Source organism: Pelosinus baikalensis (assembly GCF_020819555.1).
Taxonomy (GTDB): domain Bacteria; phylum Bacillota; class Negativicutes; order DSM-13327; family DSM-13327; genus Pelosinus; species Pelosinus baikalensis.
This window is the reverse complement of the sequence record NZ_JAJHJB010000004.1, coordinates 128,894-155,525: the sequence shown is the minus strand read 5'-3', so window position 1 is coordinate 155,525 and position 26,632 is coordinate 128,894. Positions and strand designations below refer to the sequence as shown.

The 26,632-nt window shown below is 42.4% G+C and carries 22 protein-coding genes; 7 read left to right on the top strand and 15 right to left on the bottom strand.

Annotation, left to right across the window (positions count from 1 at the left end; all coding sequences use genetic code 11):
* Positions 1 to 71: 71 nt before the first annotated feature.
* The 7 genes from LMF89_RS04940 to LMF89_RS04910 form a co-directional block, all read right to left on the bottom strand.
* Positions 72 to 1,070 carry a right-handed parallel beta-helix repeat-containing protein gene (locus tag LMF89_RS04940; RefSeq protein WP_229534146.1) on the bottom strand — a complete coding sequence of 333 codons (999 nt, stop codon included), beginning with the start codon at positions 1,068 to 1,070 and terminating at the stop codon, positions 72 to 74.
* 279 nt (positions 1,071 to 1,349) lie between these two features.
* Positions 1,350 to 2,705, bottom strand: coding sequence for a two-component system sensor histidine kinase NtrB (locus LMF89_RS04935; RefSeq protein ID WP_229534145.1), 1,356 nt, complete (start codon positions 2,703 to 2,705; stop codon positions 1,350 to 1,352).
* A 256-nt stretch (positions 2,706 to 2,961) separates the two neighbouring features.
* Positions 2,962 to 3,615 (bottom strand): energy-coupled thiamine transporter ThiT, encoded by a 654-nt coding sequence (gene thiT, locus LMF89_RS04930; protein WP_229534144.1) that lies wholly within the window; start codon positions 3,613 to 3,615, stop codon positions 2,962 to 2,964.
* Positions 3,599 to 4,339, bottom strand: a complete 741-nt coding sequence (locus LMF89_RS04925; protein WP_229534143.1) for a thiamine diphosphokinase — start codon at positions 4,337 to 4,339, stop codon at positions 3,599 to 3,601. The genes thiT and LMF89_RS04925 overlap by 17 nt, the downstream gene beginning before the upstream one ends.
* 169 nt (positions 4,340 to 4,508) lie before the next feature.
* Complete coding sequence (locus LMF89_RS04920; RefSeq protein ID WP_229534142.1) at positions 4,509 to 5,630, bottom strand: M20 family metallopeptidase; 1,122 nt, start codon at positions 5,628 to 5,630, stop codon at positions 4,509 to 4,511.
* 52 nt (positions 5,631 to 5,682) lie between these two features.
* Positions 5,683 to 7,065, bottom strand: a complete 1,383-nt coding sequence (dcuC, locus tag LMF89_RS04915) for a C4-dicarboxylate transporter DcuC (RefSeq protein WP_229534141.1) — start codon at positions 7,063 to 7,065, stop codon at positions 5,683 to 5,685.
* Between the two features lie 249 nt (positions 7,066 to 7,314).
* A complete protein-coding gene (locus tag LMF89_RS04910; protein ID WP_229534140.1) occupies positions 7,315 to 8,169 on the bottom strand; it encodes a MurR/RpiR family transcriptional regulator in 855 nt (284 codons plus the stop codon).
* A gap of 576 nt (positions 8,170 to 8,745) precedes the next feature.
* Between LMF89_RS04910 and LMF89_RS04905 the strand changes: the two genes are divergently transcribed.
* The 3 genes from LMF89_RS04905 to LMF89_RS04895 all read left to right on the top strand — a co-directional run bounded on the left by LMF89_RS04905 (position 8,746) and on the right by LMF89_RS04895 (position 13,677).
* The gene (locus LMF89_RS04905) at positions 8,746 to 9,366 is read left to right on the top strand and encodes a TetR/AcrR family transcriptional regulator (RefSeq protein WP_229534139.1); all 621 of its coding nucleotides are present in this window, start codon (positions 8,746 to 8,748) and stop codon (positions 9,364 to 9,366) included.
* A 145-nt stretch (positions 9,367 to 9,511) separates the two neighbouring features.
* On the top strand, positions 9,512 to 10,618 hold the full coding sequence (locus LMF89_RS04900; protein ID WP_229534138.1) for an efflux RND transporter periplasmic adaptor subunit: 1,107 nt from the start codon (positions 9,512 to 9,514) through the stop codon (positions 10,616 to 10,618).
* Positions 10,615 to 13,677, top strand: coding sequence for an efflux RND transporter permease subunit (locus LMF89_RS04895; RefSeq protein ID WP_229534137.1), 3,063 nt, complete (start codon positions 10,615 to 10,617; stop codon positions 13,675 to 13,677). The genes LMF89_RS04900 and LMF89_RS04895 overlap by 4 nt, the downstream gene beginning before the upstream one ends.
* 214 nt (positions 13,678 to 13,891) lie before the next feature.
* On the opposite strand, the gene LMF89_RS04890 is transcribed toward LMF89_RS04895, so the two are convergent.
* The 6 genes from LMF89_RS04890 to LMF89_RS04865 all read right to left on the bottom strand — a co-directional run bounded on the left by LMF89_RS04890 (position 13,892) and on the right by LMF89_RS04865 (position 20,732).
* Entirely contained in the window at positions 13,892 to 15,274 is a 1,383-nt protein-coding gene (locus LMF89_RS04890; protein ID WP_229534136.1) for a mannose-1-phosphate guanylyltransferase/mannose-6-phosphate isomerase, read from the bottom strand.
* Between the two features lie 48 nt (positions 15,275 to 15,322).
* Positions 15,323 to 16,465 (bottom strand): AGE family epimerase/isomerase, encoded by a 1,143-nt coding sequence (locus tag LMF89_RS04885; protein WP_229534135.1) that lies wholly within the window; start codon positions 16,463 to 16,465, stop codon positions 15,323 to 15,325.
* Positions 16,465 to 17,679, bottom strand: coding sequence for a glycosyltransferase family 4 protein (locus LMF89_RS04880; protein ID WP_229534134.1), 1,215 nt, complete (start codon positions 17,677 to 17,679; stop codon positions 16,465 to 16,467). Before LMF89_RS04880 ends, LMF89_RS04885 begins: the two co-directional genes overlap by 1 nt.
* A 230-nt stretch (positions 17,680 to 17,909) precedes the next feature.
* On the bottom strand, positions 17,910 to 18,254 hold the full coding sequence (locus tag LMF89_RS04875) for a hypothetical protein (protein WP_036682087.1): 345 nt from the start codon (positions 18,252 to 18,254) through the stop codon (positions 17,910 to 17,912).
* 148 nt (positions 18,255 to 18,402) lie between these two features.
* On the bottom strand, positions 18,403 to 19,413 hold the full coding sequence (locus LMF89_RS04870) for a glycoside hydrolase family 130 protein (protein ID WP_229534133.1): 1,011 nt from the start codon (positions 19,411 to 19,413) through the stop codon (positions 18,403 to 18,405).
* A 308-nt stretch (positions 19,414 to 19,721) separates the two neighbouring features.
* Complete coding sequence (locus LMF89_RS04865; RefSeq protein ID WP_229534132.1) at positions 19,722 to 20,732, bottom strand: glycosyltransferase family 4 protein; 1,011 nt, start codon at positions 20,730 to 20,732, stop codon at positions 19,722 to 19,724.
* A gap of 266 nt (positions 20,733 to 20,998) precedes the next feature.
* Here LMF89_RS04865 and LMF89_RS04860 point away from each other — a divergent pair, with 266 nt between their 5' ends.
* Both LMF89_RS04860 and LMF89_RS04855 read left to right on the top strand, forming a co-directional pair.
* Positions 20,999 to 21,913 (top strand): fumarylacetoacetate hydrolase family protein, encoded by a 915-nt coding sequence (locus LMF89_RS04860; RefSeq protein WP_229534131.1) that lies wholly within the window; start codon positions 20,999 to 21,001, stop codon positions 21,911 to 21,913.
* Between the two features lie 26 nt (positions 21,914 to 21,939).
* On the top strand, positions 21,940 to 22,143 hold the full coding sequence (locus LMF89_RS04855; protein ID WP_229534130.1) for a hypothetical protein: 204 nt from the start codon (positions 21,940 to 21,942) through the stop codon (positions 22,141 to 22,143).
* Positions 22,144 to 22,149: 6 nt separating this feature from the next.
* On the opposite strand, the gene LMF89_RS04850 is transcribed toward LMF89_RS04855, so the two are convergent.
* The gene (locus LMF89_RS04850) at positions 22,150 to 22,965 is read right to left on the bottom strand and encodes an alpha/beta fold hydrolase (RefSeq protein WP_229534129.1); all 816 of its coding nucleotides are present in this window, start codon (positions 22,963 to 22,965) and stop codon (positions 22,150 to 22,152) included.
* 150 nt (positions 22,966 to 23,115) lie between these two features.
* Here LMF89_RS04850 and LMF89_RS04845 point away from each other — a divergent pair, with 150 nt between their 5' ends.
* Positions 23,116 to 24,459: a putative DNA modification/repair radical SAM protein gene (locus tag LMF89_RS04845; protein WP_439651929.1), complete on the top strand. Its 1,344-nt coding sequence runs from the start codon at positions 23,116 to 23,118 to the stop codon at positions 24,457 to 24,459.
* Positions 24,438 to 25,241: a TIGR03915 family putative DNA repair protein gene (locus LMF89_RS04840; RefSeq protein ID WP_229534128.1), complete on the top strand. Its 804-nt coding sequence runs from the start codon at positions 24,438 to 24,440 to the stop codon at positions 25,239 to 25,241. Before LMF89_RS04845 ends, LMF89_RS04840 begins: the two co-directional genes overlap by 22 nt.
* On the opposite strand, the gene LMF89_RS04835 is transcribed toward LMF89_RS04840, so the two are convergent.
* A complete protein-coding gene (locus tag LMF89_RS04835; protein WP_229534127.1) occupies positions 25,231 to 26,562 on the bottom strand; it encodes an MATE family efflux transporter in 1,332 nt (443 codons plus the stop codon). The two genes, LMF89_RS04840 and LMF89_RS04835, sit on opposite strands and share 11 nt — an antisense overlap.
* Between the last annotated feature and the right edge of the window lie 70 nt (positions 26,563 to 26,632).

The window sequence follows — 26,632 nt, the reverse complement described above, 5'->3', positions numbered from 1 at the left end:
TAAACAAATAAAAGCCCCCAGCCGAAGCCAGAGGCAAGTTGCAAGCACCAGTAATAAACATTTTCTGGATATTAGTCCCATATATCTAAAGTGATCGCTCCTGTAATAATATTATTTTCGCAATTGGATAAAATTTTGTTACATGCAGTCTTGACCGCACTCCGAATGGAAGCTTGTTTTGTTGTATCAGTAATCTTCGTAACAGAAACACCGGATGGCAGCTCATCACTGTCGCAATTGAACTCTCGACAATTCTTCATGACAAGGCTAGATGCGTCGTCTAACTGGTAGCCTATAACATTGTCAAAGGATAGACAATTTGTTAATGTTGTAGCACCAATACCATTGTTTTGGTCAAACCCTTTTTTTCCATTATATTGAGTATCCCAAGCGATACAGCGAGTCATAGTTCGTTTTCCATTACCGCCTTTAGACCCAAGTTTGAACCCATTACCGTTGCCTGCATAAGTAGTTATACTGGCGTCTCCGTTATGCCAAGTAATGCAATCTGTATATGTAACATCATTATTCATATCGTAGCTATCCCAACCATCGTCAGAATTTTGAAAACCTCGGCATCCGATGAATTGATTGCCTGTGCCCGCACTCAATTTGCATGCAAAACCATCCGCATTTCCGCCGCTTGTTGCTGTATCACAATTTCTATAGGAATCACAATACTTTATTGTATTATTTTTAGCTGTAGACTTGGATATCTGTAGACCAGTATCTCCGTTATAGCGGAAGATGCAGTTTTGCACCGTATTACTAGCTCCTTCAATCTTTATTCCATTATCCCCGGCATTTTGAATAATAAGACCATAAATGGTATTATTGCTACCAGTTACATAGATCCCAATCCCCTTTGAACCTGAATTAATGCTTCCGATAGCGGAAAAATCTAAAACAGGTGTTACTCCCGTTGCTGCCTTTAGGGTTACACCGCTGGTACTCATTACGATTTGCGCAGAACAAGTAATGGACGCTCCAATATAAATTGTGTCACCAGATGTGGCAGAAGCCACCGCACTTTTTAATTGGGTATAAGTCGTTACATTATAAGTAGACATTTTTACACAACCTTTCTATTATTTTGAAATCGATATAGCCAAGGAACTCTTTTTATCAATTATTTTTTTCCTGTATATCGACTTCTACTTATATAAATTCTTTTAAGATTCTTTTTTAAACGGGCTGAAAATAAAAAAACGTCTACCTAATCGTAAGCTGAACCAATAAATTGGAAATGAATAAAAAGTACCCCCAGTCGTAGAATAAAAAAACTACGATTGGGGGCATTTTTATTACAACACTAACTAATGCTAAGTCCTAGCAGCTTGCTTCTGTCTTTATCCCTCACACTCTTTTATATACAAATAAAAAGTAGTTCCTGAATCACCCGTCGTGAAGTCAATCGTAGCATCATGCCTTTTTGCAATACTATAACACGTTGCAAGGCCAAGACCAGTTCCCTTTTCCTTTGTAGTAAGAAATGGAGTTCCTAGTTTGGATCGTATCTCCTCTGGAATTCCAGATCCCTCATCTTGTACGGCAAATACGATCTTATCATTATTTTTATAAATCCGAATTGTTAGAGTCCCTCCTGATTGCATTGATTCAAAGGCATTACGTACTAGATTCAATATTAACTGACGTATTTCTCTTGGATCTAACAAAGCCATTGGAATTTTTTGCAGCTGCGTTTTTACATTTTGCCCTAAAAGGCGGGCATCCGATTCTATCAAAGGTAATATTGCTTTAATAAGTTCTACCAAATTGATGGGTGTGCGCACAACGATTTTATTGTTGGCCAAAGATAAAAACTCTGAAATAATTTGATTGGCCCGATCTAATTCTTCAATCATCAGATCAAACTGCTCACTAAAGTCAAGGAGCCGATCCTTGACCTTAAGCATTTGCAAATACCCGCGAACCGTGGTCATAGGATTTCTGATTTCGTGTGATATACCGGCTGCCATTTCCCCTACTAAGTGTAGTTGCTCGAGTCGAGCCATTTCTCGCTGAATTCTTTTTTGTTCATCGATATTACGAAAATAAACGGTTAATCCTCCATCCGATAAGGGATAGATATTCACACTCATCCACTGCTGTCCGAATTGCGAAAAAATTTCAAAGTGCACAGGAGTTCTTGTCTTTTTAACTTTCGTTATATTCTCAAAGAACATCGGGGTTTTAGGGACAATATCCCATATGTATTTACCGATCAGCTGCTGCGCTACATTTAGAGATGCATATCTGGCAGCATATTCCATAGCTACTCGATTTGCATATGAAAAATGCCATTCATTATCTAATGAAAAAAATCCATCCAAGGCTTGAGCTGCATGGCTAATAATCTCCTGATTTAGCAGACTGATCCCCAATGCAATCACACCAGTGATCGTTCCATCTTCATCCTTTATCGGGAGAGAATTTGACTTAAAAGCTACCCCATATGCTTCCTTCTCCACATTGATGCTGGAAGCCTGCCCTATTTCTAGCACTTTCCTAAACCCTGCACTTTGCGGGATAGGCGCTCCTAGCGGAAGTTTTATATCAATCTCTTTGCCAGGCAAATAGTAAATAAATTTTTCCTGGTCAGTAATACCAAACATAATATCCAATGGAAGAAGTTCTTGAATAATTGGCAAGGTAATTTTTAGAGCTGCCAATAATTCTTTGGTTTCGCTCTTTGCTATGTTCACAGAACAATCAACTCCTCAATACCCATATATGGCTGACATGCAAGGGCCTTCTAACTTACTAGACATAATAGTCCCACTTCGATTGGTGTAACCCATTGGTAACGTAGAAGTAAATAGATGTTGTAATTACTTTTCTTTCTTAATTTCCCACTAATATACAAAATTCCTGCAAGTTCTCTTTAAAGTTCTTGCAGGAATTTATTATTTTCTATAAATCGTCAACACTTTGCCACGAACCAGTTAATCTCTCTTAAATTCACCGTCCATAGCCTGACACATAATTTTCACTATTTCTCATTTGAAGCAGCAAACGCTTCACTGGCAGTACACGTAAGATGAGCAGGCAGATCATCAACTCCGGTAAAAGATAGGTGGCATTAAACACCAAGGAATACCAATAGGGAGATGTTCCAGGCGGCGCATAGCTGGCAAAGAAAACTACCCCAGATATAAAATGACAAATAAATCGACCACAACTGCCGACAATGGCTCCCAACAGCATTCGATCTTTAAAATAGCCTGCCAGACCAAGTGCCATATATGGCAGGGGATAATCAAAAAGGACTTGAACAGGATGCAGGATATAAGGATCTTGGAGTAAATTAAGCAGACCATAGGTAAATCCCGCCAGATACCCGACAACCGGTCCATAGCGAAAGGCAATCAGTAAAAGAGGAATCATTGCTCCTAAGGTTACACTGCCCCCCTGGGGCATATGGTACAAGCGGAAAGTATGCAAAATGACGGTCAATGCAAGCATTAAGCCAATATGAACCATCATCGATGTATTCAGTTTTACTTTTTTTATGTATGCAAAAGCTAGAATCAATGCCACCATAGCTGCTAGGGCAAAAACACTGGTAGGCTGTTCAAATATCATTGCTATATTCTTACTAAAAGCTGCTTCCATAACACTCATCTCCTTTCCAGCATAAATAGATCCCTAACCAACCTGTTCCTATCGAAACGCGAATTTCCCTGTTCATTTCATTGGGGCGATTACTGACAGCATAAGGCAGGGCATCACGCAATGTAACATTGGCTAAGGGCCAGTGAACACCCTCAATCGATACATCCGTACATTCCGTAGATAACGGGAGTAAAGAAACTACTTCTGGAGGCGCAGCCGTTTCTATACATACAGAATCCTTACCTTTTAATAAGATCAGTACCTCTTTTTCATCTGCAGCGCAACAACCCCGTATCCCAAAATCTTCACAGCCCTTTAATGAATGGATATTACTAAAGGTATGATCGAAGCGGCCTCCCCATACGCCAGTTATAGTGACTGCTGCATGTCCATGAACCACTCCCACCCTTTGTAATGCCAGTTGTAAATCCGTCAAGTTCTTTTCTGCCGGATAGACCTCCACAGGGATTCCCAAGCTCTCCCCCCAAGCCCATCCCTGAGATGTGGCACTATCACCATCACCAATGAGCCGCTCGGGAATAATGTGATTCGCGTAACAACTATCAATACCGCTATCTACACACCAAACTGGAAACTGGTCAGCGGCCTGAATCAGCCAGTCAGATGCTGGTTTCCTTCCCCCCGCGACAAGCAGCACTTGTGTATCCGGCAGTTCTTTTTCAAAGGAACATCGTAATTGTGGCAATACCAAAAGGTTCTTCATTCCATCAATCTCCTGAATCTTTATCCATTACATCTTTGAAAGCAATCTTATCATATGACTTATATTATATATTCTTTATTCAAAAAAATCATCTATATAGTAAGCCCCCGCAATATATACCCTATCGAGGATATTGCGGGGGCTTTACTATCGCTAGCAGGAAAATGCACTATTTTACTTTTACGGCCTCTTTAATCATTCTCCTTAGCAAATGAATCCGCGGCTCTACAGACTCGATAAGCATATACTCGTGAATACCATGAGCATTGCCGCCGACTGGTCCTAATCCATCAATAGTCGGCACACCTAAGGCTGCTGAAAAATTTCCATCCGAACCGCCGCCCGTCTTAGCCCAATGAACCCTCATATCTACCTCTTTGCCAATGGTTTCTGCCAATCTGCAAATCTTTTGGGTTTCTTCCGTAGGGTTCAACGGTGGCCGAGTCATACCGCCAGAGACTCCGATCTTAACACCAGATGTTTTTGCATGTGCCAGTAATGAATCAATTTTTTGCTCTATGATATGTACCTGACTCATATCAGCAACCCTAAAATCCAATTCTGCTTTAGCGTAGTCGGCTACCACATTCGCGGTTGTACCACCTACAACTGTGCCTACATTGAGTGTAAGGCCCGAAGAAAAATCAGTCAGGCCATGAAGAGCAACAATCCAGTGCCCTAGTTCCAAAATGGCACTTATACCATTTTGTGGGGCAACACCAGCGTGAGCCGCTACACCATGAAACTCAAAAGTATATCGCCCAAGCCCTTTTCGCGTCAAGACTAAATCACCATTTTCTCTCGCAGCTTCCAAAACAAATACATAGCGACTTTTACCAGCTGCCTTCTCTAACCAAGGACGAACCCGCCTTGATCCCATTTCCTCTTCGCTATTGAGTAGTAAACATATCGAAAGTTCTTGGTCTTTCAGCCCATCTAAAGCATAATAGGCAGATAACAAGCCGGATTTCATATCGATGACACCGGGACCATATGCTTTTCCATCTTTTATTGTAAAAGGTCTTTCCTTAACCGTCCCCGCTGGAAATACCGTATCCATGTGTCCTAAAAGTAAAATATCAAAGCGGTCTGTATCACGATTGGTAATTTCAATGCAAGGAGCAATCTCAGTTGCGATGTCATATTTTTTTATATTCCATCCTGCAGCTTTAAATTTCTCTGAAAAATACTCCCCGATTTGCGCAACACCTTCTAGACTCTTTGAACCGCTGTCTATATTCACAAGATACTCTAGCTCTTTTAAATACCGTTCCAAATCAAACTGTTCCATTTTTTGTCCCTACCTTCGATTCCAGTATATGTTCTACCTTCTGCTTGATTCGTTACCCAAATAGTATATAAGTCATAATCTGGGTGGTAAGCAATCCCACTGCCATAGGAATAGCAGTTCGCTTGACTACTTCAAAAGGTGATGCTCCCGAAATACCGCATACCGCTACAATTACCGCTGTAATGGGTGATATGCCGCGAGCCAGGCTGGAAGTAAGCTGCATGGGCAAAAGCAGATTCACAGCATCAAAGCCTAATTTCTTCGCAACTTGGGGTGCAAAAGCTGAAAAAGCAAAGAAAGGGGCATTACCCGATCCCATAACAATGCAGCTAACAGCAATAATCCCACTCATAACCAAGACCATGACTGTTTTGCCAGAACCTGTTGACTGTGTGACATTGATTAGCGTATCAATAGCACCCAAGGCTGTGAGTCCTTGGGCTAGTGTCTCGCCAGCAACAATTAATGTAATAACCGTAGCAAACTGACTTCCCATTCCATCAAAAAAAGTTTGAATACTTGCAAAAACTTTCTTTACATTCCGAGTCGTGAGAGCTTCACAAACCATAGAAATAAATAAACTGACAAACATACAAGGAATAATATCTAAGTGTATTCCTCGAAACTTAAAAAAGCCAAATGCTAAAATTAATATCATTGGGAAAATTGGCAAAAATACATACCACAACGGACGAAGAGGCTCTGTATCACTTTTATGATCTGTTTTTTCCTCTTCCCGGGGTACCCCTGCAGCCAATCCACCTTCATGTTTTTTATCAAACCAACGCTGTACAAAATAATGAGTTACTGCAATGGCCAATATAACAACTACAGCCACTGGAAGCTGATACGTGACGAAATAATCTACGGTTTGCAGTCCAGCCGTTTTTGCTGCCAGTACCGTATTGCCTGAGCTAGGACCCAGGTCAATAGCAGAAGTGGTTCCAATTACAGCAGTAGCACCATTCCGACTGATCCCAAGGCTAATAAGAATCGGATACATCGTTACCATTAGCAATACACCTAAACCTGAAGCGCTGGCAATAAAAAGGTGTAAACATTGACCAATAATAAAGCCAAGGGCCATTACGATATAAGGTGACCGCAGAGCCTGCAGAGGCTTGATGCAAATATGAACAAGCACTCTGCTGGCACCAATTTTGTCCATGTAGCGGGCAAAACCAGTAACGACCATAATTAACATACCGATCTCTGCAGCTCGCTTCGATGCAAGAACTGCAACAAACTGAAACATGTCAAACCAAGGACTTCCTGTAGAATTCTTAACAGGCAGAATATCTCCCATTCCTAAAAGGATAGCAACTGACATCATGGCAAAACCGCCTGTTAATAATACGGTTTGGGCCTTATATTTTTTAAAAATAGCATAGCCGCAGATACATAAAAAGAATAGTGCGATCATTAATCCTAACACTGGTACATCCTCCTATTAATCATTTATTTTTACAATTTGGCTTTTTCTAGTAAAAATCGCCTCCTTTACTTCACTATTTTCAATTGCAAACGTCGTATACACTACATTTTATAATATAAATGTTATAATACACTACATTAAGTTGTAATACAATAGACTCAACAAAAAAACACCAGCCGTCTTGTAGACCGCTGGTGTTTTTATTGTTCGATTCATTCTATGCTGCTCTATTCTCTCTCATAAGAAAGCTTACAGTTTTTCTCTAAACATCTCCATGTTTTGTATATTTTCTTTTAATGTTACATATATTTTCTCTTTGTTTCTCTCTAAAATACTCATAGTTAAAACATTACATAATTCCATAGGCACTACATAGGAATTAAAGAAAGTGGAATTATCTATTTTTAATGAAAATACAATGTCGCTGTTCATACTCATCGTAGAAAAGTAACTATCCGTAATGGAGAGTATCTTTGCCGCTTTTTGTTTGGCAAAATCAATGGCTCCAAAGGTAATTTTAGAGTATCTCGGAAAACTGCAAGCAATGAGTAAGTCATTCTCAGTGATCGGTATTATTTTTTCTATACTTGCCACTCCGCCTTCACTTAATGCAAGTACACGAAACCCCATTCTTCTTAAATGCAAAGCTAGAAAATCAATTAGAACACCGGAAGATCCTGCTCCAATTAAATAGATGATATTTGCTTTATAGATTTCATCAACAGCTTGATTTATTTTATCCATATCGAAATTTACTAAAAATTCTTCGAGATTTTTTAAATCTTTTTTGCCAACTTGTGAAATCAAATCGTTATCATTATGAAGATCATCAACGCTTTGTGAAAGCCTTTTATGAGGAGGATCAAAGTTCTTAATCCCCTCTCTGATTTGTTTTCTCAACTCTGCAAAACCACTATAACCAATGGAACGAGCAAATCTTATAATCGTAGCATCACTGACTCCTACTTTTTCACCTAATTCAATTGCCGACATAAACGCAATCTCTTTATAATTGTCTAGAACATATTGTCCGATATTCTTTTGGCTTCCTGTTAATTTATTATAATTTTCTTTTAAGTCTAGAAATACATTGTTTTTATTCATATTATCTCTCATTTATTTATTTTATTTCTATTATATCATAAGAGAGATATTTGGGAATGTTCTTACATTACCCATATAATGCTGTCATACCTCTGATACCGAAAAAAACAGTTCCTAGATAATCTGAACGGCGGACTGCTACTTTTTCATAAGACTTTATAAGGATAGGCATCCCAACATATTTAAATAATAATAATAACACTTTGCACGCCTAAAAAATAAATCATTTGAACACAAAAAAAGCGAAGACTGTAAAGAATAAAGAATAGGTATACTACCTCTTCGTGTTCTTTACATTTCTTCGCTTCCTTCGCGGTTCATCTTTTTTTATTTATTTCTTTTCATAACATACGGCTGCTCCGGTTTCCAATACACTTGTAATGTATTTGGATACTTCCATATGCACTGAATGAACCAAATACGCATCAAAATCGTAATCAATATGATGTCATAAGACGATGCTCCATGGCGGATATCTATTTCTGGAAATAGGCATTCCTGCAGAATAGTTTTTCTTGACAATGGTAATATTTCTTTATAATATAATAACTGACCCAGGTCAGTTATTTTAAGGAGGTGACAATCATCGTTAGAACGATAAAAGACCCCGAGGTCCGGCGATCGGAATTGATAGATGCAGCCCAAGAATTATTCATTGCTTTCGGCTACAATAAAACGATGATTATTGATATCGTCAAAAAAGCAGGTGTTGCCAAAGGAACTTTCTATTATTATTTCCCTTCCAAAGAAGCGATTCTGGAAGCAATTATCGCTCGTTACTCTACAAAACTCGCTGCTGAGATAAAAAATTTGGGTGCCTCCGTTACAGCCTTACATAAACTCAGGCTATTGATCGGCTATCTCTTTCGCTTTGATCAAACGGATATCGTGTTTTATTTATTATGGGAAGAGCAGGAATTTTCTTTGCTTTTTAAAACTTGGAAACAAAGTGATACGATTTTAAATCCTGTGCTAACAGATGTTATTCAGCAAGGTACTGAGGAAGGTACTATACATGTACAGTCTATTGATGAAACCATTTGCTTTTTTTGGAGCACCCTTAGTTGTTTATGGGAGTCCCAATATAATAAAGAGGCACCCAAACTATTTACCCGTAAAAGCAAGATTGCTGAAGTGATTTTAGAGCGGATATTAGGGATATCCGAAGGCTCACTTGCGCTAAAAATATTGATATAGTAAAAAACTTATAAAACGAATCGAACCACAAAGGCGCAAAGGACACAAAGGGTTCTATTTCTATTTTTTGTGTACTCCTTTGTGTGCCACAGCAGCGGCATTGTACCTTTGTGACTCAATAAACCCATTAAAGGAGAAAATCTGGATGCTCAAAACGAAAAATATTCGTACACTCATGATCGTGCTAATATTACTTATCATCGGCAGTATAACTGCCTGGCGTATCTATAACTCCCAACAGACAGCAGTTATCGCCGAACAGCCCCTTGCAGTTACTACTGCGGTAACCAGACTGGTTAATAAACCGCAGGTGCTGTCACTAACCGGTACAGTAGAAGGCTTAACTTCAGTCCTGATCAGCAGCCGCTTTCAAGGTAAAGTGGAGCAAATCCTGGTGGAAGATGGTCAGGCTGTACAGATTGGTGCAACGCTAATCACACTAGACCCGCTAGAACTGAATAACGCTGTACGAATTGCCGAGAACAATGTCCGCCACACCGAGGCTAATTTGCATACAGCACAAATGGATTATCAGCGTTATCAAACCCTTTACTCTCAAAATGCCATTACCAAACAGCAGCTGGAAAGCACAGAAGCCCGTTTGATTACCAGCCGCACCGAAGTAGATAATGCCTACGCCAATTTAAACAGTGCACAAAAACAAGCAAAGGATACGCTAATCACTACTCCTGTAACCGGTGTAATAGCTAATAAGGCAGTCACTGTCGGACAAGTCGTCTCCCCCGGCAATACGCTCTTAACCGTGGAACAGCTGGATCAGGTTTACGTCGTAGTGCATATCGAACAAAAAGACATTGCTGCAGCTCAGCTAGGAAGGGATGTAGCAATTACCGTTGACGCTTATCCCGGAGAAATATTCAGGGGAACTATTGCGGTAATTAATCCTGCCGCTGGCAATGAAAGTCGTATGTTCCGGGTAAAAGTCAAAATCAATAATCCAGATCAACTACTAAAACCAGGAATGTTTGCCCAGACCACGCTGTCCACTGGCGATGTCAAAACGGTCCTTGCAGTACCTCACAAGGCAATCGTGAAACACAAGGGATTGAATTATGTCTACATAGATGACAATAAAAAAGCCAAGAAAATCCTTGTGGAGACGGGAGAATTACTCGGCGATTCAATTGAAATCACAGCTGGATTGCAGGAAAATACGCCGATCATAATCGACAACCTGGATAAAATCAAAGATGGTGATGCCCTGCTGACGGAAGGAGGCAATACGCTGTGAGTCTGCCTGAACTTAGTATTAGACGTCCCGTTTTCGCCACTGTAAGCCTTCTGGCTCTGATTTTACTAGGTATCGTCAGTTATCTAGGCATGAATGTCGATGAGAATCCAGATGTCTCTCTTCCTTACGTATCCGTCATGATTACCTATGAGGGGGCTTTACCGGAGCAAATGGACACCCAGGTAACCAAGAAGGTAGAAGAAGCTGTCGGCGAGGCTAAGGGTGTCAAGCACATTCAATCCACCTCATCGGAAGGGTATTCCCGAACAGGCATTGAGTTCAATCTGGACATTGATCCGGCTATGGCCGCCCAGGACGTCCGAGATAAGCTCAGTGCCATCCGCGGCGAGCTGCCGGAAGGAATCAAGGAACCTATCATTGCCCGATACGACATGAAGGCGTCCCCGGTTGCAACGATTGCCTTTACTGGCGACACTGCCAGCCTTCGTGAATTAAGCATTCTGGTGGAAGACGTGATCAAACCCCGTCTGCAAAAAATCAGTGGGGTAGGACAATTGAAAGTAACGGGTCTACAGGAACGGCGCATCGAATTATTGCTGGATCGGGACAAGGTGGCGTCTTTCGGATTTTCCGTACCGGAAATCATCCAGCGCCTGCAGCAGGAAAATCTCGATATTCCAGCAGGTAAGCTTACCGAAAACACAAATGAATTAGCGGTACGAACCGCCGGAAATTTTAAAGATCCTAAGGATTTTCTTTCCCTTGTCATGGGTATCCGTAATGGTGCGCCGGTATATTATAAACAAATTGGCACTGTCAAAGATACTGTTAAGGATATCGAAAGCATTGCCCGCTATGACGGTCAGGAGGTTGTTGGACTGGAAATTGGCAAACAGTCCGGCGCCAATGCTGTAAAAGTCGCTAAACAAGTCAAGGCGGCACTAGAAAGAATTCAGCAAGATCTGCCGTCAGGCATAGCGCTGCATATGGTGCGGGATGATGCCAAACGCATCGAAGAATCCATTCATGAAGTATGGTTTGATCTCATTGTCGGCGGCGTTTTTGCAGTGATCACCGTCCTTTGGTTCCTGGGCGACTGGCGCAGTACCGTAATTAGCGCCCTTACGATCCCCGCCTCCATTATTGCCACCTTTTTCTTTATGAAATTGGCCAATTTCACCATCAACAGCATGTCTCTCCTCGGTCTTTCCTTATCTGTCGGCCTGTTAATTGACGATGCCATTGTAGTGATCGAAAATATTATTAGGCACCGCCAGCTGGGCAAATCGGCGATGACGGCCGCTGCCGATGGGACGAAAGAAATTGCTCTGGCGGTCATGGCCACTACCTTTACCGTTGTCGCCGTATTTATCCCAGTCGGTTTTATGTCCGGCGTTGTGGGGCAATTCTTCAAAGAATTCGGGCTGACCATTGCTTTTGCTGTCCTGATTTCTCTATTCATCGCTTTTACGCTGACGCCAATGATGGCCGCCTTATATTTACCCGTGGGACAGCACGCAACAGGCAGGCTAGGTCGCTGGTGGATGACTTGGAATACTCTATTTGAAAAAATGGCAACTTCCTACGCTTCTATATTGCACAACTTATTGCAATTTCATCGCAAAAAAACATTAGGTATCTCCGCAGCACTGTTTCTGCTCAGCATGCTGCTCCTCCCCTATCTGGGCTCATCTTTTATCCCGGATACCGACCAGGCTCAATTCACAGTCAAGGTACAAACACAGATCGGTCCTACAATTGAAGGTCTGGATCAATCAACACTCTATCTGGTGGAGACCCTGCAGCAACTTCCCGAGGTACAGCATGTATTTAGTACCACCGCTGCCGGTGAACAAAATCTGTTTGTGACATTGATTCCTAAACAAAACCGTGAACGCTCCCAAATCGAAATTATTGGTGATGCCAGAAACAAACTCAACAGCATTCCCGGTATCCGTGCTGACTTCGAACAGGGCGGCGGAAAACCAGTCAGTGTATCCCTAACTGGCGAATCCGTAGAAACACTTGGTGAGATTGCAGAACAGCTGCACCGGAAAATGGAGACCATTCCCGGTGTCCGAGACATCGTGTCGAATTATCGTCCCGGCAGTCCCAATCTGGACATTACAATCAAAACAGAACGAGCTAATGATCTAGGTATATCCACCTCCACCATCGGCAACGCCCTGCAAACGCTATTGCAGGGAACAGTGATTGGCAAGTTCAGCGACGGCGATGAACGGGTCGATATCAACCTACGGCTTAATGCTAAGGATCGCAGCAGCCCAGAAAGTCTGCAGAATGTGTTTCTAACCAGTGAAAAAATGAAAACAGACGGACAGCGACTCCTGATTCCGTTGTCCCAAGTAGTTAACATGGGGTACGCCACCAGTCCGTCAGAGATTAACCGCTATGATCGGCAAAAAGAAATCAGGTTAACAGCTAACCTGGAGAAAACCACCCTTGGTGATTTTAACAACAAATTCTACGAGGATATGAACGAAATCCCACTGCCTGCAGGCTATCAAGTAGGCGGCGCCGGTCAAACCGAGGATATGGATGATTCGTTTTCCAGCATGACCATTGCGCTGGTGTTAGCGGCAGCCTTTATCTTCATGGTTCTGGCGGCCCAATTTGAAAGTTACAGCGAACCCTTCGCCATCATGCTCGCCCTGCCCTTGGCTGTCATAGGGGCTCTGGCCGGATTATTTCTAGCAGGTAGTGAATTGAGCCTAATCTCACTCATCGGGATTATGATGTTAATGGGACTGGTTACCAAGAATGCGATTCTCCTGATTGATTTCGCCAAGCAACGCATGCAGGAAGGCACTTCCTGCAATGACGCTCTAGTGGACGCGGCCCGCATCCGTCTGCGCCCTATTCTTATGACCAGCATTGCAATGATCTTCGGCATGCTCCCAATTGCCCTATCCATCGGACCAGGTGCTGAAGCCCGGGCCCCGATGGCCCACGCCATCATCGGCGGCCTTATTACCTCTACCCTCCTGACGCTTATAGTCGTACCCGTGGTATATTCTCTCATCCACGGTTGGAGAAAGCATCAAAGCAATAAAGAGGTCCGGCAGAGCATAAGCTAAGTCCCAAACAAATAATAAATTCCTTGCCTCTTACTTTAGACACTAATACAAAAAACCTCCCTAGTATGGGAGGTTTTTTACCATTATCCTACATTTATCGTCATCTTTGCTTCGGTAACGGTTTGCCCTCAGGCAGCAATCACTCTTTTGCGGGTATCTCGAAAGCAAGCTTCAGCATGAACAGATTTTAGTGCCTCAATCAAGTCTCTACGGCTCATGACCTCCCATATCGATCATCAAAACGCACAATATCATCTTCACCCAGATAGCTGCCGTTCTGTACTTCGATAATCTGAAGAGGCAGTCTTCCGGGATTTTCAAGTCGGTGGTTAGTGGTTTGCGGCACGAAAACACTCTCATTTTCATGTACCATTTGTTCTGCAATACCGATAGTGACCTTTGCCGTACCGCCAATAACAATCCAATGCTCACTACGATGATAATGCATTTGCAGACTTAGGATTTCACCGGGATTCACAACAATCTTTTTCATTTTATACCCTGGACCAGAACCAAGTACGGTATAGAAGCCCCAGGGTCGATAAACAGTTGTATGCTGGTCCGCCTCAATCCTGCCCTTCTCCTTTAGTTCACAAACAAGATCCTTGACCTTTTGGGATTCGCCTTTTTTAGCAACAACGATAACATCGTTTGTCTCCACTACCAGAATATCCTCAAGACCGATGCCGGCAATAAGACGACTATGTCCCAGTATCAGGGTATTTGAGCATTCAATCGGAATGCAATCCCCTTTTACTGCATTGCCATCCAAATCCTTATCGAGCACGTCATAGATTGCATCCCATGAACCGATATCATTCCATTCCGCCGTAATCGGCAGCATCACCATCTTTTGGGATTTTTCAGCAATTGCATAGTCAATAGAGATATTGGGCATTAGGGTGAAATTCTCCTTCATCCCGTCCAAACCACTTTGGACCAGCTCGTAAATATCGGGCTGATACGCTGCTAGTTCCTCCATAAAACACTGAATCGCAAACGCAAACATACCTGAGTTCCAGTAGTAGTTGCCAGCAGCCAGATATTCTTCTGCTGTTTTTAGATCTGGCTTTTCCCGAAAGGATTGAACGGCAAAGCCACCGCTAAAAGGTGTACCTGCCTGCATATAGCCATAACCGGTTTCCGGATGATTGGGTCGTATACCAAGAGTCACAATCTTGTCCATGTTCGCCAATCCAATGGCCTGGCGAACATTTGCTGCAAACGTCTCTATCGGGCGGATTATGTGATCAGAGGGTGTTACATACAGTATTTCATCGGGTTGACAGCCCAAATGTTCGAGGCAGTATTGTGCCGCGAATGCAACTGCCGGCGCTGTATTTCGTGCCATCGGCTCCAGCAGGATATGGGCTCCCTGAGCCTTAGCCAGGATGAGTTCTGTCCGGACATGATGAACATATTCCTGATTGGTCACCACTACCATGTCAGAAGGTTTGACCATAGGCAAAAATCGGGTTATGGTCTGGGCAAGCAGCGACTCTTCCCCATTGAGTTTTAAAAATTGTTTAGGAAACAGGGTACGGGAAAGAGGAAATAAACGACTACCTCCGCCACCGGCGAGAATAATGACTTTCATAGGATCATCACATTCCTTTTTATGCTGAATTACCGCCCAATATTTATTTTATTTGCGATTGGCTTGACGCCATGAAGGTAAAATAACTTTCCCCAATCTTCTCCAATTAGATTGCGGTGATGCTTCTTCTGTGTTTTGTAAAAATTGGTCATGAATCCCCAATGGTGCTGATGCTGCATTATCCAAAGCCAGATTAGCGATTGCATAGCCAACAATACTTTCAGCACCTTGATTACGGTTCAAGCCCTCAACCATAATGCCATCAAAGCAGCCACCAGTTTCTGCATCAATTAAACTTTCATTGCGAGAATTTTCCCCCAAATACCAGGCAAAACTTCGTCTGGCCAATTCCAGCATAGATTCATCACCAGTCACCTTATAAGCAGCCAAATGAGCTAGTGTGGACATGGATGCCTCGACTGGCTGCTGGTCATATAATGCCGGTTCAGCCCCCCGCATCCGCCATCCTCTGCAACCCACTGGTCGGAAAAAGCCATCCCGAAAAGCATCTTGGTCGAGAAATTCCATACTTTCACGCCCGATATGGAGAAAGCGTTCCTGCCCTGTTTGATAGGAAGCCACGAACATAGCCCACGGCAGAACCCCATTATCGTAAGTCAGGCTGTCTTCGAACCATTTCCAATTTTCTCCAGAGCACTGCTCAAAGCAATTTCCAATAGCATCTGCGAGCTTAAGAATAAGGCTATCCCTTTTTATATCTGGGATAAGACCAAGACCGATCAGAACATATGCCTGTCCCCGCAGGCATTTAAGAGAAGAAATAATCGGTAATGCACGGGTGATCGCACTCGTACATGCATCCTTTATCCCACCGGGCATTACTGGTGAAGCCAATGTATATCCTAAAGCCCAGAGGCAGCGACCAAAGCATTCTTCCGATCCTTCTGCTTCCGTGAATTGACGACCATATGTCATAAAGTTCCGAAAATGACCATTTTCATTCTGGGCATACAAAATAAATGCCAGGTAGCGATAAATTAATACGAGGTATTCGGGCTTGCGTCTCGTTTCATAAAGCATCACTGCCATAATTAATGCCCGGGCATTGTCGTCAGTGGTATACCCTTTAGCCAAATCAGGAACATTGTAACGGGTATGTTGAAACATACCCGTATCATCGGTCATACGAAAGATATGTGCGTCATCAAAGACGTTGCCTAATTGGTTCATTATATAGCCCTCATTCCGCTTTGCTTAGCGATCGTAAGATGGGGATGGGATTTTGGAAGTAAGCGCCGGGCTGGTTGAATACTATCCGCGCATAACTGAACATATTGCTTTGCTACAGTAGACCAGGTCATTGTCTGACCAACTGCCAATGTTTTCATCTCCATTGCTTTCTTTCCAGGTGAGTTCCCGAGTACCGTTCGAATACATGATGCAATTGAGTCAGAATCTCTAAATTTGCTAAGCATTCCACGACCGTCTCCCAGCATTTCCTCTGCATATCGGTATGGAGTTGATACAATTACTCGTCCACACCCCATGGCGTATGCCAGCGTTCCGCTGACTGCCTGCTCTTTTGATAGATAAGGCGTCAGATACATATCAGACATGTGAAGATAGGTAATTACTTCTTCTTTTGTCAGGTATTTATCAATAAATCGAATGTTATTTTGCACCCCAAGGCTTTGTGCTAAATCCATCAGACTCTGCCTGTATGTTTCGCCCATGCTTTCTTTGACGCATGGATGAGTCTTACCAAGAATCAGATACATCAGATTTTTATAATCCGGGACAACCTTCGCCACCGCTTCAATTCCATACTCGATACCTTTCGCTGGGCTAATGAGTCCAAAGCTGCTAATAACTTCCTTTTTCTGCAAACCATGTCGGGCTTTCAATTTTTCACGGGATTCAACCTTCATATTAGGAACGCCATGAGGTATGAACACAATCTTCTCTGACTCGATACTATACGTCCCTGCCAATATGGAAATGGAACTTTGCGCCATAGTCACGACCTTTGTGCTAAGCCTCCCTAGATCCCTGAGGACAGTACATTGCTTCAAAGATGGTTCTAGCAATACAGTATGTGTTGTAACAATAAAAGGAATTTTTAGTCCTTTCGCTAAATCAATAATGTATTCGCCACATTCGCCGCCAAAGATCCCATATTCATGTTCAATAACTAAAAGATCCAAATTATCATTGGCCCATGCTGCGGTCTTTATATAGCTTGTACGATCGTGCTGGCTCAATTTATAATGTACCTTTGAATTTGTATACTCTTCCTTATCTACTACTGCAATGACACTGGGCCTAACCAATGTTATTTTATTAATTTCGTTTATTAGGTCTTCCGTAAATGTAGCTAGTCCGCATTCTCGAGGAGGATACGTACTTAAAAAACCAATATTCTTGATTCTATTTTCTCCAACCATTTTCTTTATCTCCTTCATTTTGAGCAGCCTTTTTATAGATGTTTAGCTGCATCTTATCGATTTACGCTGGTTATATTCATTAATCTACTTTTACAAACTTGGATTGTACCAAACTTCAACAAAGCGCAAACCACCATTGTACGCACATCTTAGCAAAAATGGTCATCACCAGCAATTTGAAACACCTTTAGATGTCTTCTAGATCCACTGTTGATGACCATTATCAGTCATTACATTTTTCTATTTTTATAGCTTAGTCCTTTATGAATCCCCCAATGGCCTTTTCTGAGAGATTCAACATCAATCCATAGTTTCTGCGGGATCGGCTGACATGTTGTATACCAATCCTTTGCACCTTCTACTAGTTTCTGCGGCGGCGCGTTCTTACCAAAATGTGATATGTTAAGAAGTGACACGCTGATTCTAATCGTAGCATTATTTCCCCCAGACCATTCCTGCGCTTCTAGTTCCTTGTTCTTAGTTAGCCATACAACTCCTCCACCTGACTGGTTAAGGCAGCCGTGCTCCAATATTTGTTCCAAATTCTCCTCTGTCGTAAAGTGATATAGTTTCATATTTCACCCGTGAAAATTAGTAAATTTTTTATAAAATTCATTTTATTCTCTTCCTTTCTTCAAGACTCATGGTCACATGTTATAGTCTTTTTATTTTCAGCTTAGGTATCTAATGAAGAGTAACGTCTGATTTTAGCAACGACTCTGACTAATAAAGCGCTTCATCTAAGGGTTCTGGACACTTTTTTATATATTCCAGCAAATCCCCTACGCTGGCAGTAGCCAAGGCAATACAAGAATCGGCCCCCCCATAGTACATTTTAAGCAATCCGGTCTTATCGTCTAACACCCAGCCGCTTGGAAAAACGACGTCATCAACGTCCCCCTCCCGTTCATACCCTTCCGTTGGACCAAAGACCCATTCATCAGTGCGGTGCAATACCTTTGCCGGATTATCCAGATCCAGTAATGCCAGGCCGATTCGGTAAATCGAACCAGAAGCTGTTTGGCGCACCCCGTGATACAAGAGTATCCAGCCTTCAGCAGTCTCGATAGGTGGCGCTGCAAGACCAATTTTTCCACCATCCCACCAGCCACCTCGACGGGCGTGCATTACCACCTGGCGGTCTCCCCAATGGGTAAAGTTACTATCAGAATATGATAACCAGATGTGAGAACCTGGTACATAATTAGTAGTAATTGGCCGATGAATCAGGACCCATTTTCCCTGTATTCGACGAGGAAAAAGTGCGGCATCTTTGTCTTCCGGCGGCATGAGCGGTCCGATCCGCTCAAACGTGATAAAGTCATTTGTCAGTGCCATCGCTACAAGTGGTCCACGACGAGAGTAAGCAGTATAGGTTATCGCCCACTTATTTAGTTCAGCAAGCCAAGTAATCCTAGGATCTTCAATTCCCCACCGTTCCTCCGGATAATTTAACGGATCTGATTCCAGCGTTGGCACTCTGTCAATCTGCCAATTGCTGACTCCATCATCACTAATCGCCTTAGTCAGGTGGGAAAAACCTCGTCTATCCTCTACACGAGCCAGCAACAATACTTTACCGTGAAACATAGTGGCTGCTGGATTGAATACTGAATGCGCAGGATAGGGCCAGTCTTTCGCTGTCAAAATCGGATTCTTTGGATGCCGCTTAAACAGTTCTATAAATGTATGATTATCATTTTCCAACTGAGTGCCAAACCTATTTTTATCCATAAAAAAACCCCCCTACGTTTGGATATTCGGCGCGTTGCCGGCAAGTGTGATATCTCACACCCAGTCTGTATATCCCGTGGCGGTTAAAACACAATATGGTATTGTTACTAATCGTCAGACAGTAGGTTCAAACGATTTATGTTTTATTATACTACAAATAATCATTTCCGTCAAATAACCGTTTTTCCTGAATAAACAATCATCCATTTCTATTGAACATTTTTTAACAATATTCTGATTTATAGCAGGACATATGCATAAATTAATCCTCTATTTGTAATGCCCAAGAGCTTTTTATTCCTTATTAACTATAATTTTTTTAATATTTCTTTGTAAACCTCAATATATTGTTTTACCATTTGCTCCTGTGTAAATTTGCATTCAACCGTTTTGCGGCAGACTTCCCGTGAAATATTTCTGACATCTTTAATTTTCTCAGCCATTTCTTCCACATCAGACACAATAAGCCCATTCACGCCATCCTGAATAATTTCAGGCATCGAACCTTTATTAAATGCAAGGACAGGTGTTCCGCATGCCATTGACTCCACAATACTAAGACCAAAAGGTTCATTAAAATGAATGGGATGTAACAATGCGTATGCATTACCCAGTACTCTATTTCTTTCTTCAGGACCTACGGAGCCAATATAGCATACGTCATCATTAAGATATGGCTCTACATCATTTTCGTAATAGGACTTATCCTGTATAATACCAGCAATAACCAGCTTCATTTTTGCTCTTTTAGCAACTTGTATTGCCTCCCAAGTTCCCTTGTCCCTATGTATTCTTCCAAAATAAACTAAATAATTGCCCTGTTCTTTGTTGAATGTGAATTTTTCGATATCAATACCATGGTACACAGTCCTTATATAATCAAGATCTTCATGCCGGTCCGCATTACTAATAGAAACATAGTGTGTTTTTTTGTTATATTTTCTATACACAGGCAAAATTTTAGGCGAGGAAAATCCATGTATCGTTGTTATAACAGGTGTTTTTATAAGACTGCTATAGGTCAGAGGCAGAAAATCATAATTGTTATGTATGATGTCAAATTCATCTGCCTGCTCCATGATTTCGGATATATGCAAAGATTCCCAAACTTTAGCATCCAGTTCTTTGTCTTCTTCATAGGGCGCTTTGCACACACTACGAAGCTTCGCATTGGTTAATGAATCGCCAGTAGCATAGAGTGTTACATCAATCCCCTCTTTCACAAGTCCCTCTGCCAATAACGAAACGACTCTCTCCCAAGGACCATAATGCCTAGGCGGCGTCCTCCATGCAATTGGTGAAATGATTGCAATTTTCATATTAAAAATCCCCCTCCATAAATTCCCCTAAAAAACCACTCTACTTATTCCTACTTACTATCTATAAACTTCGTCAGGGACAAAGGTGAAGCCTCTATTCCCCGAGCATACAAAAGCTTTTATTTTACCAGAGCTGCTTTACTATGAAACATTTCCCTAATAATGAGAATAACGTTTTAGATTTTTCTCATATAGTGATTGACAAAACTGTAAAATGGGATTATGTTAAATTTTGTATACTATTTTTTAAGAGGAGGGATACTTGCATGCATTTTTTAACATATCAATCTAACGGTCAAGAAGAAATAGGCCTCTTCACAGCAGATCAGAAACAGATCATTCCTCTGCTGACCGCCGAGCATCATTTTTATGGTCAAACCATATTACCAGCTGCGCTACTCTCTCTTATTCAACAAGGTGAATTAGCTTTACAGCGAGTCAAGTCGATCGTGAAATCAGTGGAAGCACAAAGCGATCTTCCATTTCTGCTGTCACCGGACAACATCCGGATTGTGGCGCCAATTCCTCGTCCTGCCAAAAATATTTTCTGCATTGGCAAAAACTATGCCGAACACGCTATGGAGGGTGACAAAAGCGCCGACCCGAGTGTGGCCATCCCTAAATATCCAGTTATCTTTACCAAGGCTCCCACCACGGTAATTGGTCCTGGCGATATCATTAACAGTCATAGCCAAGTTACAAGTGCTTTGGATTACGAGGTAGAGCTGGCTGTAATCATTGGGAAGAAGGCTTCCTATGTTAGCAAAGAAGAGGCAATGGACTATGTATTTGGCTATACCATTCTTAATGATGTGACGGCGCGGGATTTACAAAAGCGTCACCAGCAGTGGTTTCGCGGCAAAAGTCTTGATACTACAGCACCAATGGGTCCCTTCCTTGTTCACAAGACTTCTGTTCCTTCGGTCAATGACCTAACGGTAACATTAAAGGTAAACGGCGAGCTAAGACAGCATGCTAACACGAATTCTCTAATTTTTGACATTCCAACACTTATCAGTACGATTTCCTCTGGTATCACTCTTGAACCCGGAGATATTATCTCTACCGGCACCCCCGCCGGGGTCGGAGCCTATTCAACACCTCCTGTATTTTTGAAGCCTGGAGACAAACTGGAACTATCAATTACTGGTCTGGGAACATTAATTAACACAGTAGGCTAGTAGTCCGCCAAGACCAAAGCTATGGGATGAATTGTGCGAGATTTTTCGTCCAGCAAGGCGGAGGAGCCGCGCATATCGGACATATGCAAGGTGACGATAACGAAGCTGGACGGGAAATATTGCGACAAGAACACCATGGATTTAGGCTTGGTGGACTACTAGTCAATGCCCCTTGGTCAATCACTGACCAAGGGGCATTATACATTCACGGCTGTCTATTCAAATGTTAAAAGATTTCATTCCTCCACAAATTGCACCAATTCCTTATTGAACTTATCCCGCTGGTCATAGAACAATCCGTGACCGCTGTATTTAAAGGGTACAAGTTTAGAATTTCTAATTCCTTCATGTTGTGCAATAGCTAATGGAAACAGGCAAACTTTATCATGAATGCCATGAAGAATTAATGTAGGAACGCATATGGCTTCAAGATCGGAAAAGAGCCTTTCTTCATCTAGCCACGAGTTTGCAACCGCAGCGGTAGACCAGCCTGCCGCTTGTAGTCCTAATTGAAAGAACCAGTCTGAGAAAGGCTGAGATACATACTGAAAGAAAAACATATCTCCAAAGCCCCTAAGCATTTTGGGACGATCATTCAGTGTGTCTTGAATGATTTTATCTACATCCTCTTTCCTTAAGCCATGAGGAAAATACGGACGTTGAATCAAACTTGGAGCTGCAGCTGCAAAAAGGGCAAGCTTTGCTACCCCATAGCCATTGTGACGGGCCATGTAGCGAATCACAATGCCTCCCCCTGTAGAATGTCCTCCAAGTACAAAGTTCTCCAAACCAAGGGCTTCAACCACACATCGAATATCATCTGCCGATTGATCGTAGTCATAGCCTCCCCAAGGCTTATCCGAATTGCCGAACCCTCTAAGATCAATTCCGATACAGCGATAGCCCATTGCCGGGAGCTGGTCAAATTGATATTCAAACATTCTATGATTGGCAGGCCAACCATGTATAAATACAATGGTCTTACAGCTTCCCGGGTTGACATCTTCCACATAAAGATTTACGTTTGGCTCCACTTCAATAAAATATCCCATGCAAATCACTCCATCAAAAGTCTCTACATGGTACTATATTCAACTCGTAAGAAAAAAGCGCAGAATAGGTCGTATCTGAAAAGGTTAAAAATTCCTTTGCAAAAACCAAACGTATGTTCTACAATATAATGAAGATACTTAAAGGAGTTAATGCACATGGATGTTTTTGACAAGCTGAAAATTTTGACCGACGCAGCCAAATATGATGTGGCCTGCACCTCCAGCGGAGTGAATAAAAAGGCGGCTGCCGGAGGAATTGGCAGTGCAGCGGCCAGCGGCATCTGCCACAGCTTCTCAGGAGACGGTCGGTGCATCTCACTATTAAAGGTACTGATGACCAACGTATGCGCCTATGACTGTAAATACTGTGTAAACCGGAAGTCAAATGACACCCCTCGAGCGTCTTTCACACCACGGGAATTGGCAGAACTGACCATCAATTTTTATCGACGCAATTATATTGAAGGGCTTTTCTTGAGTTCTGGCGTACTGAAAAATCCTGACTATACCACCGAGCAAATGATTGAGGCACTGCGCATTCTGCGAGAGGAATACCGATTTTTCGGGTACATCCATGCAAAAGCCATCCCTGGAACAGACAGCGGTCTCATTGCCCAGTTGGGCATGCTAACCGATCGCATGAGTGTAAATATTGAACTGCCTTCCCAGAGTAGTCTGCAGATGCTGGCGCCGGACAAGTCAAAGCATTCTATTTTAGCGCCTATGAAATACATTCAAAATCGCATCCAAGAAAATTCCAAGGATATCATAAAATATCGCCATGCACCAAAGTTTGTTCCTGCCGGTCAGAGTACCCAAATGATTATCGGTGCTACGCCAGATACTGATTTTCAGATCTTGAATTTAACAGAAGGTCTTTATAAAAAATATAAGTTAAAGCGGGTATTTTTTTCTGCCTATATGCCTGTAGCCGAAAGCACCCTGCTGCCCACCTTAGATACAACTCCGCCTCTTTGGCGCGAGCATAGGCTTTATCAAGCGGATTGGCTGCTTCGATTTTACGGTTTCACGGCAAATGAGCTCCTGGATCAGCATCACCAAAGCTTCAATCCCTATTTAGACCCCAAATGCAATTGGGCACTCCATCATATGGATTTCTTTCCTATGAATGTAAACCGGGCACCCTACAGTGACTTGCTGCGGGTGCCGGGCATTGGAGTAAATAGCGCCAAACGAATTGTTATTGCCCGCCGCTCAGCTACCCTCCAATTCAATGATCTAAAGAAACTGGGAGTTGTACTAAAGCGAGCACAGTATTTTATTACTTGTGGCGGTAAAGTCACAGGCGGTTTAAAAATTACTCAGGATAAAGTACTGCAGTCTTTAATGTCAGAGAAAACCTTGGGTATGTATCACCAGAGTTTCCCGCTTCAATCACAGATCAAGCAGCTCTCCCTTTTTGAACAACCACCCATGATACCATCTGGATTCCCACAGGAGGATCTTCAAAGATGTTTGACCAATCCAATCTGATTTATCGTTATGACGGAAGCTTTGACGGGCTGCTCTGCTGCGTATTTGAAAGCTATGATAAAAAAGAAATTCCGACAGAAATCATTCTGCCGGATACCTCTCAGACGTTGCTTTTTACCGTTAAAGAAATTCGGACCGATGTTCAAAAGTCGAGCCGAGTGCTGGCTTCCATCCCAGAAAAAATGGGATTCGATGCTCTGAACTTTATACGCCGCGCCTTCTTAACCTGCTTTACACAAAAAGAATTGTACATCCTTTTATTCCTGCGTTTAGGCTACCGCCATGGCCAATCCGTAATGAGTATGTTGGCCAATGATGTAGTCAACATCCTTTTTAAGGCAGTAAAGCATTTGGATAACGAAAGTCACCTGCTGAAAGGATTTGTACGCTTTTCCATCTTCAGCAATATTCTGGTTGCCCAAATAGAGCCCAAGAATTACGTACTGCCGCTGATGACCCAGCATTTTAGTGAACGTTATCCAGAAGAGCGTTTTCTAATCTATGATAAAACCCATGGCATGGCACTGGTTTATCAGCCTTACCAGTCAGCCATTATTCCCATTGAGGATCTTGAACTACCTGAACCGGATGAACAAGAACAATCCTACCGGGAACTATGGCAGCTCTTCTACGATACCATCGAAATACAAGGCCGTCATAACCCTAAATGCCGCATGAGCCATATGCCAAAGCGTTACTGGAAGTACATGACAGAATTCGGCGGACCACGAAAGAAATCTCCGTTGAAACTGGAGGATACCGCCAAGTTCCTTATACCATGATCTTGGCCTTCCATGCACCGCTTTTCCAGCGCCATAACATACACATTCCACGCAGCCATTCATCGACAAGCATCAGAGCCCAAATCGCCGGCAGACCAAATCCTAAAATGACTCCCAGGTAGTAACCCAGCCCGATGGTAACAGACCACATGGAAAGTATGGCAACGATCACAGGAAAATTGACATCTCCAGCTCCCCGCAAACCATAAATAAAGACAATATTAAACGTTCGTCCCGGCTCTAGAAGAGCATCAATTGCAAAGATCAGGGCACCAAGAGCGATAATCTTTGCATCCGTGGTGAATATCCCGATGAGATGATACCTAAATAAGAACAACATACCGCCAATGATCCAGGCAGAACCAAAGGCAATCAAAAAATTATGCATTCCAGCTTTCTCTGCTTCTTCAAATTTCCTGGCACCCACTAATTGCCCGATCATAATAATATTGGCTTGCCCAATAGCTAAGGAAAATAGGAAGGCCATTTTAATAATGGACCAGGCATAGGTGCGAGTAATATACGCATCGGCGCCCAAATGGACAATAATGATGGTCATGAGCACTGTCTGACTCATGTTATAAGACATGTTTTCCATTGCAGCCGGAAAGCCAATCTTCAATAATTGTTTCAATTGCGTCTTAGGAAATTGAAGTAAATGACGCAGGATATCAAGCTTAAGCAGCTTAGTAAATAAATATACCAAGGCAGAGCACACTGCAATTCCTTTACTGCAAACAGCCGCAATCCCAACACCATAAACCCCCATCGCCGGAATTCCTGCCACCCCAAGCCCCAGTACTACGGAACCGATCAAATTTAAAATATTCATAAAAGCGGTAATCGCAAGACACTGCTTTGTTTTCCCAAAGCCTTTCAGTATGGCATCAGCCGACGACAGCATCGCATCAAAAAAAATAAAACCACCTGCCAGAAGCAAGTAGGTATGAGCGTAGGATAATAAATTATCAGCAATTCCCATAAACATCAACATCTTTTTTCCGCCAATGACTAGCACCAAACTGGCTATCCCGCCCAGAATCGCATTAAATAGCAGAGATACAGCAGCTACTTTATCAATTTCTTCCGGTCGTTTGGCCCCTACATTCTGCGCCACTAAAACCGAGGTTCCCATGGAAATGATGGCAAATACCAGAAGAAAATTCCATAGAATTTGAATCGTAGCTTCCACAGCTGCTGCAGCAACACTGTCATACTTACTCAATATAAATACATTTACAAACCCTACCAACGTAATCAGAAATAATTCCAAAAATATCGGCCAGGCAAGTTTAAATAACGATAACTGACTCACAGCCATCCCCCCATGCAACACAAACAGGATTCCAATACAATTGGTTTATCCTATCAGAAAACTGTGAGATTGTCAA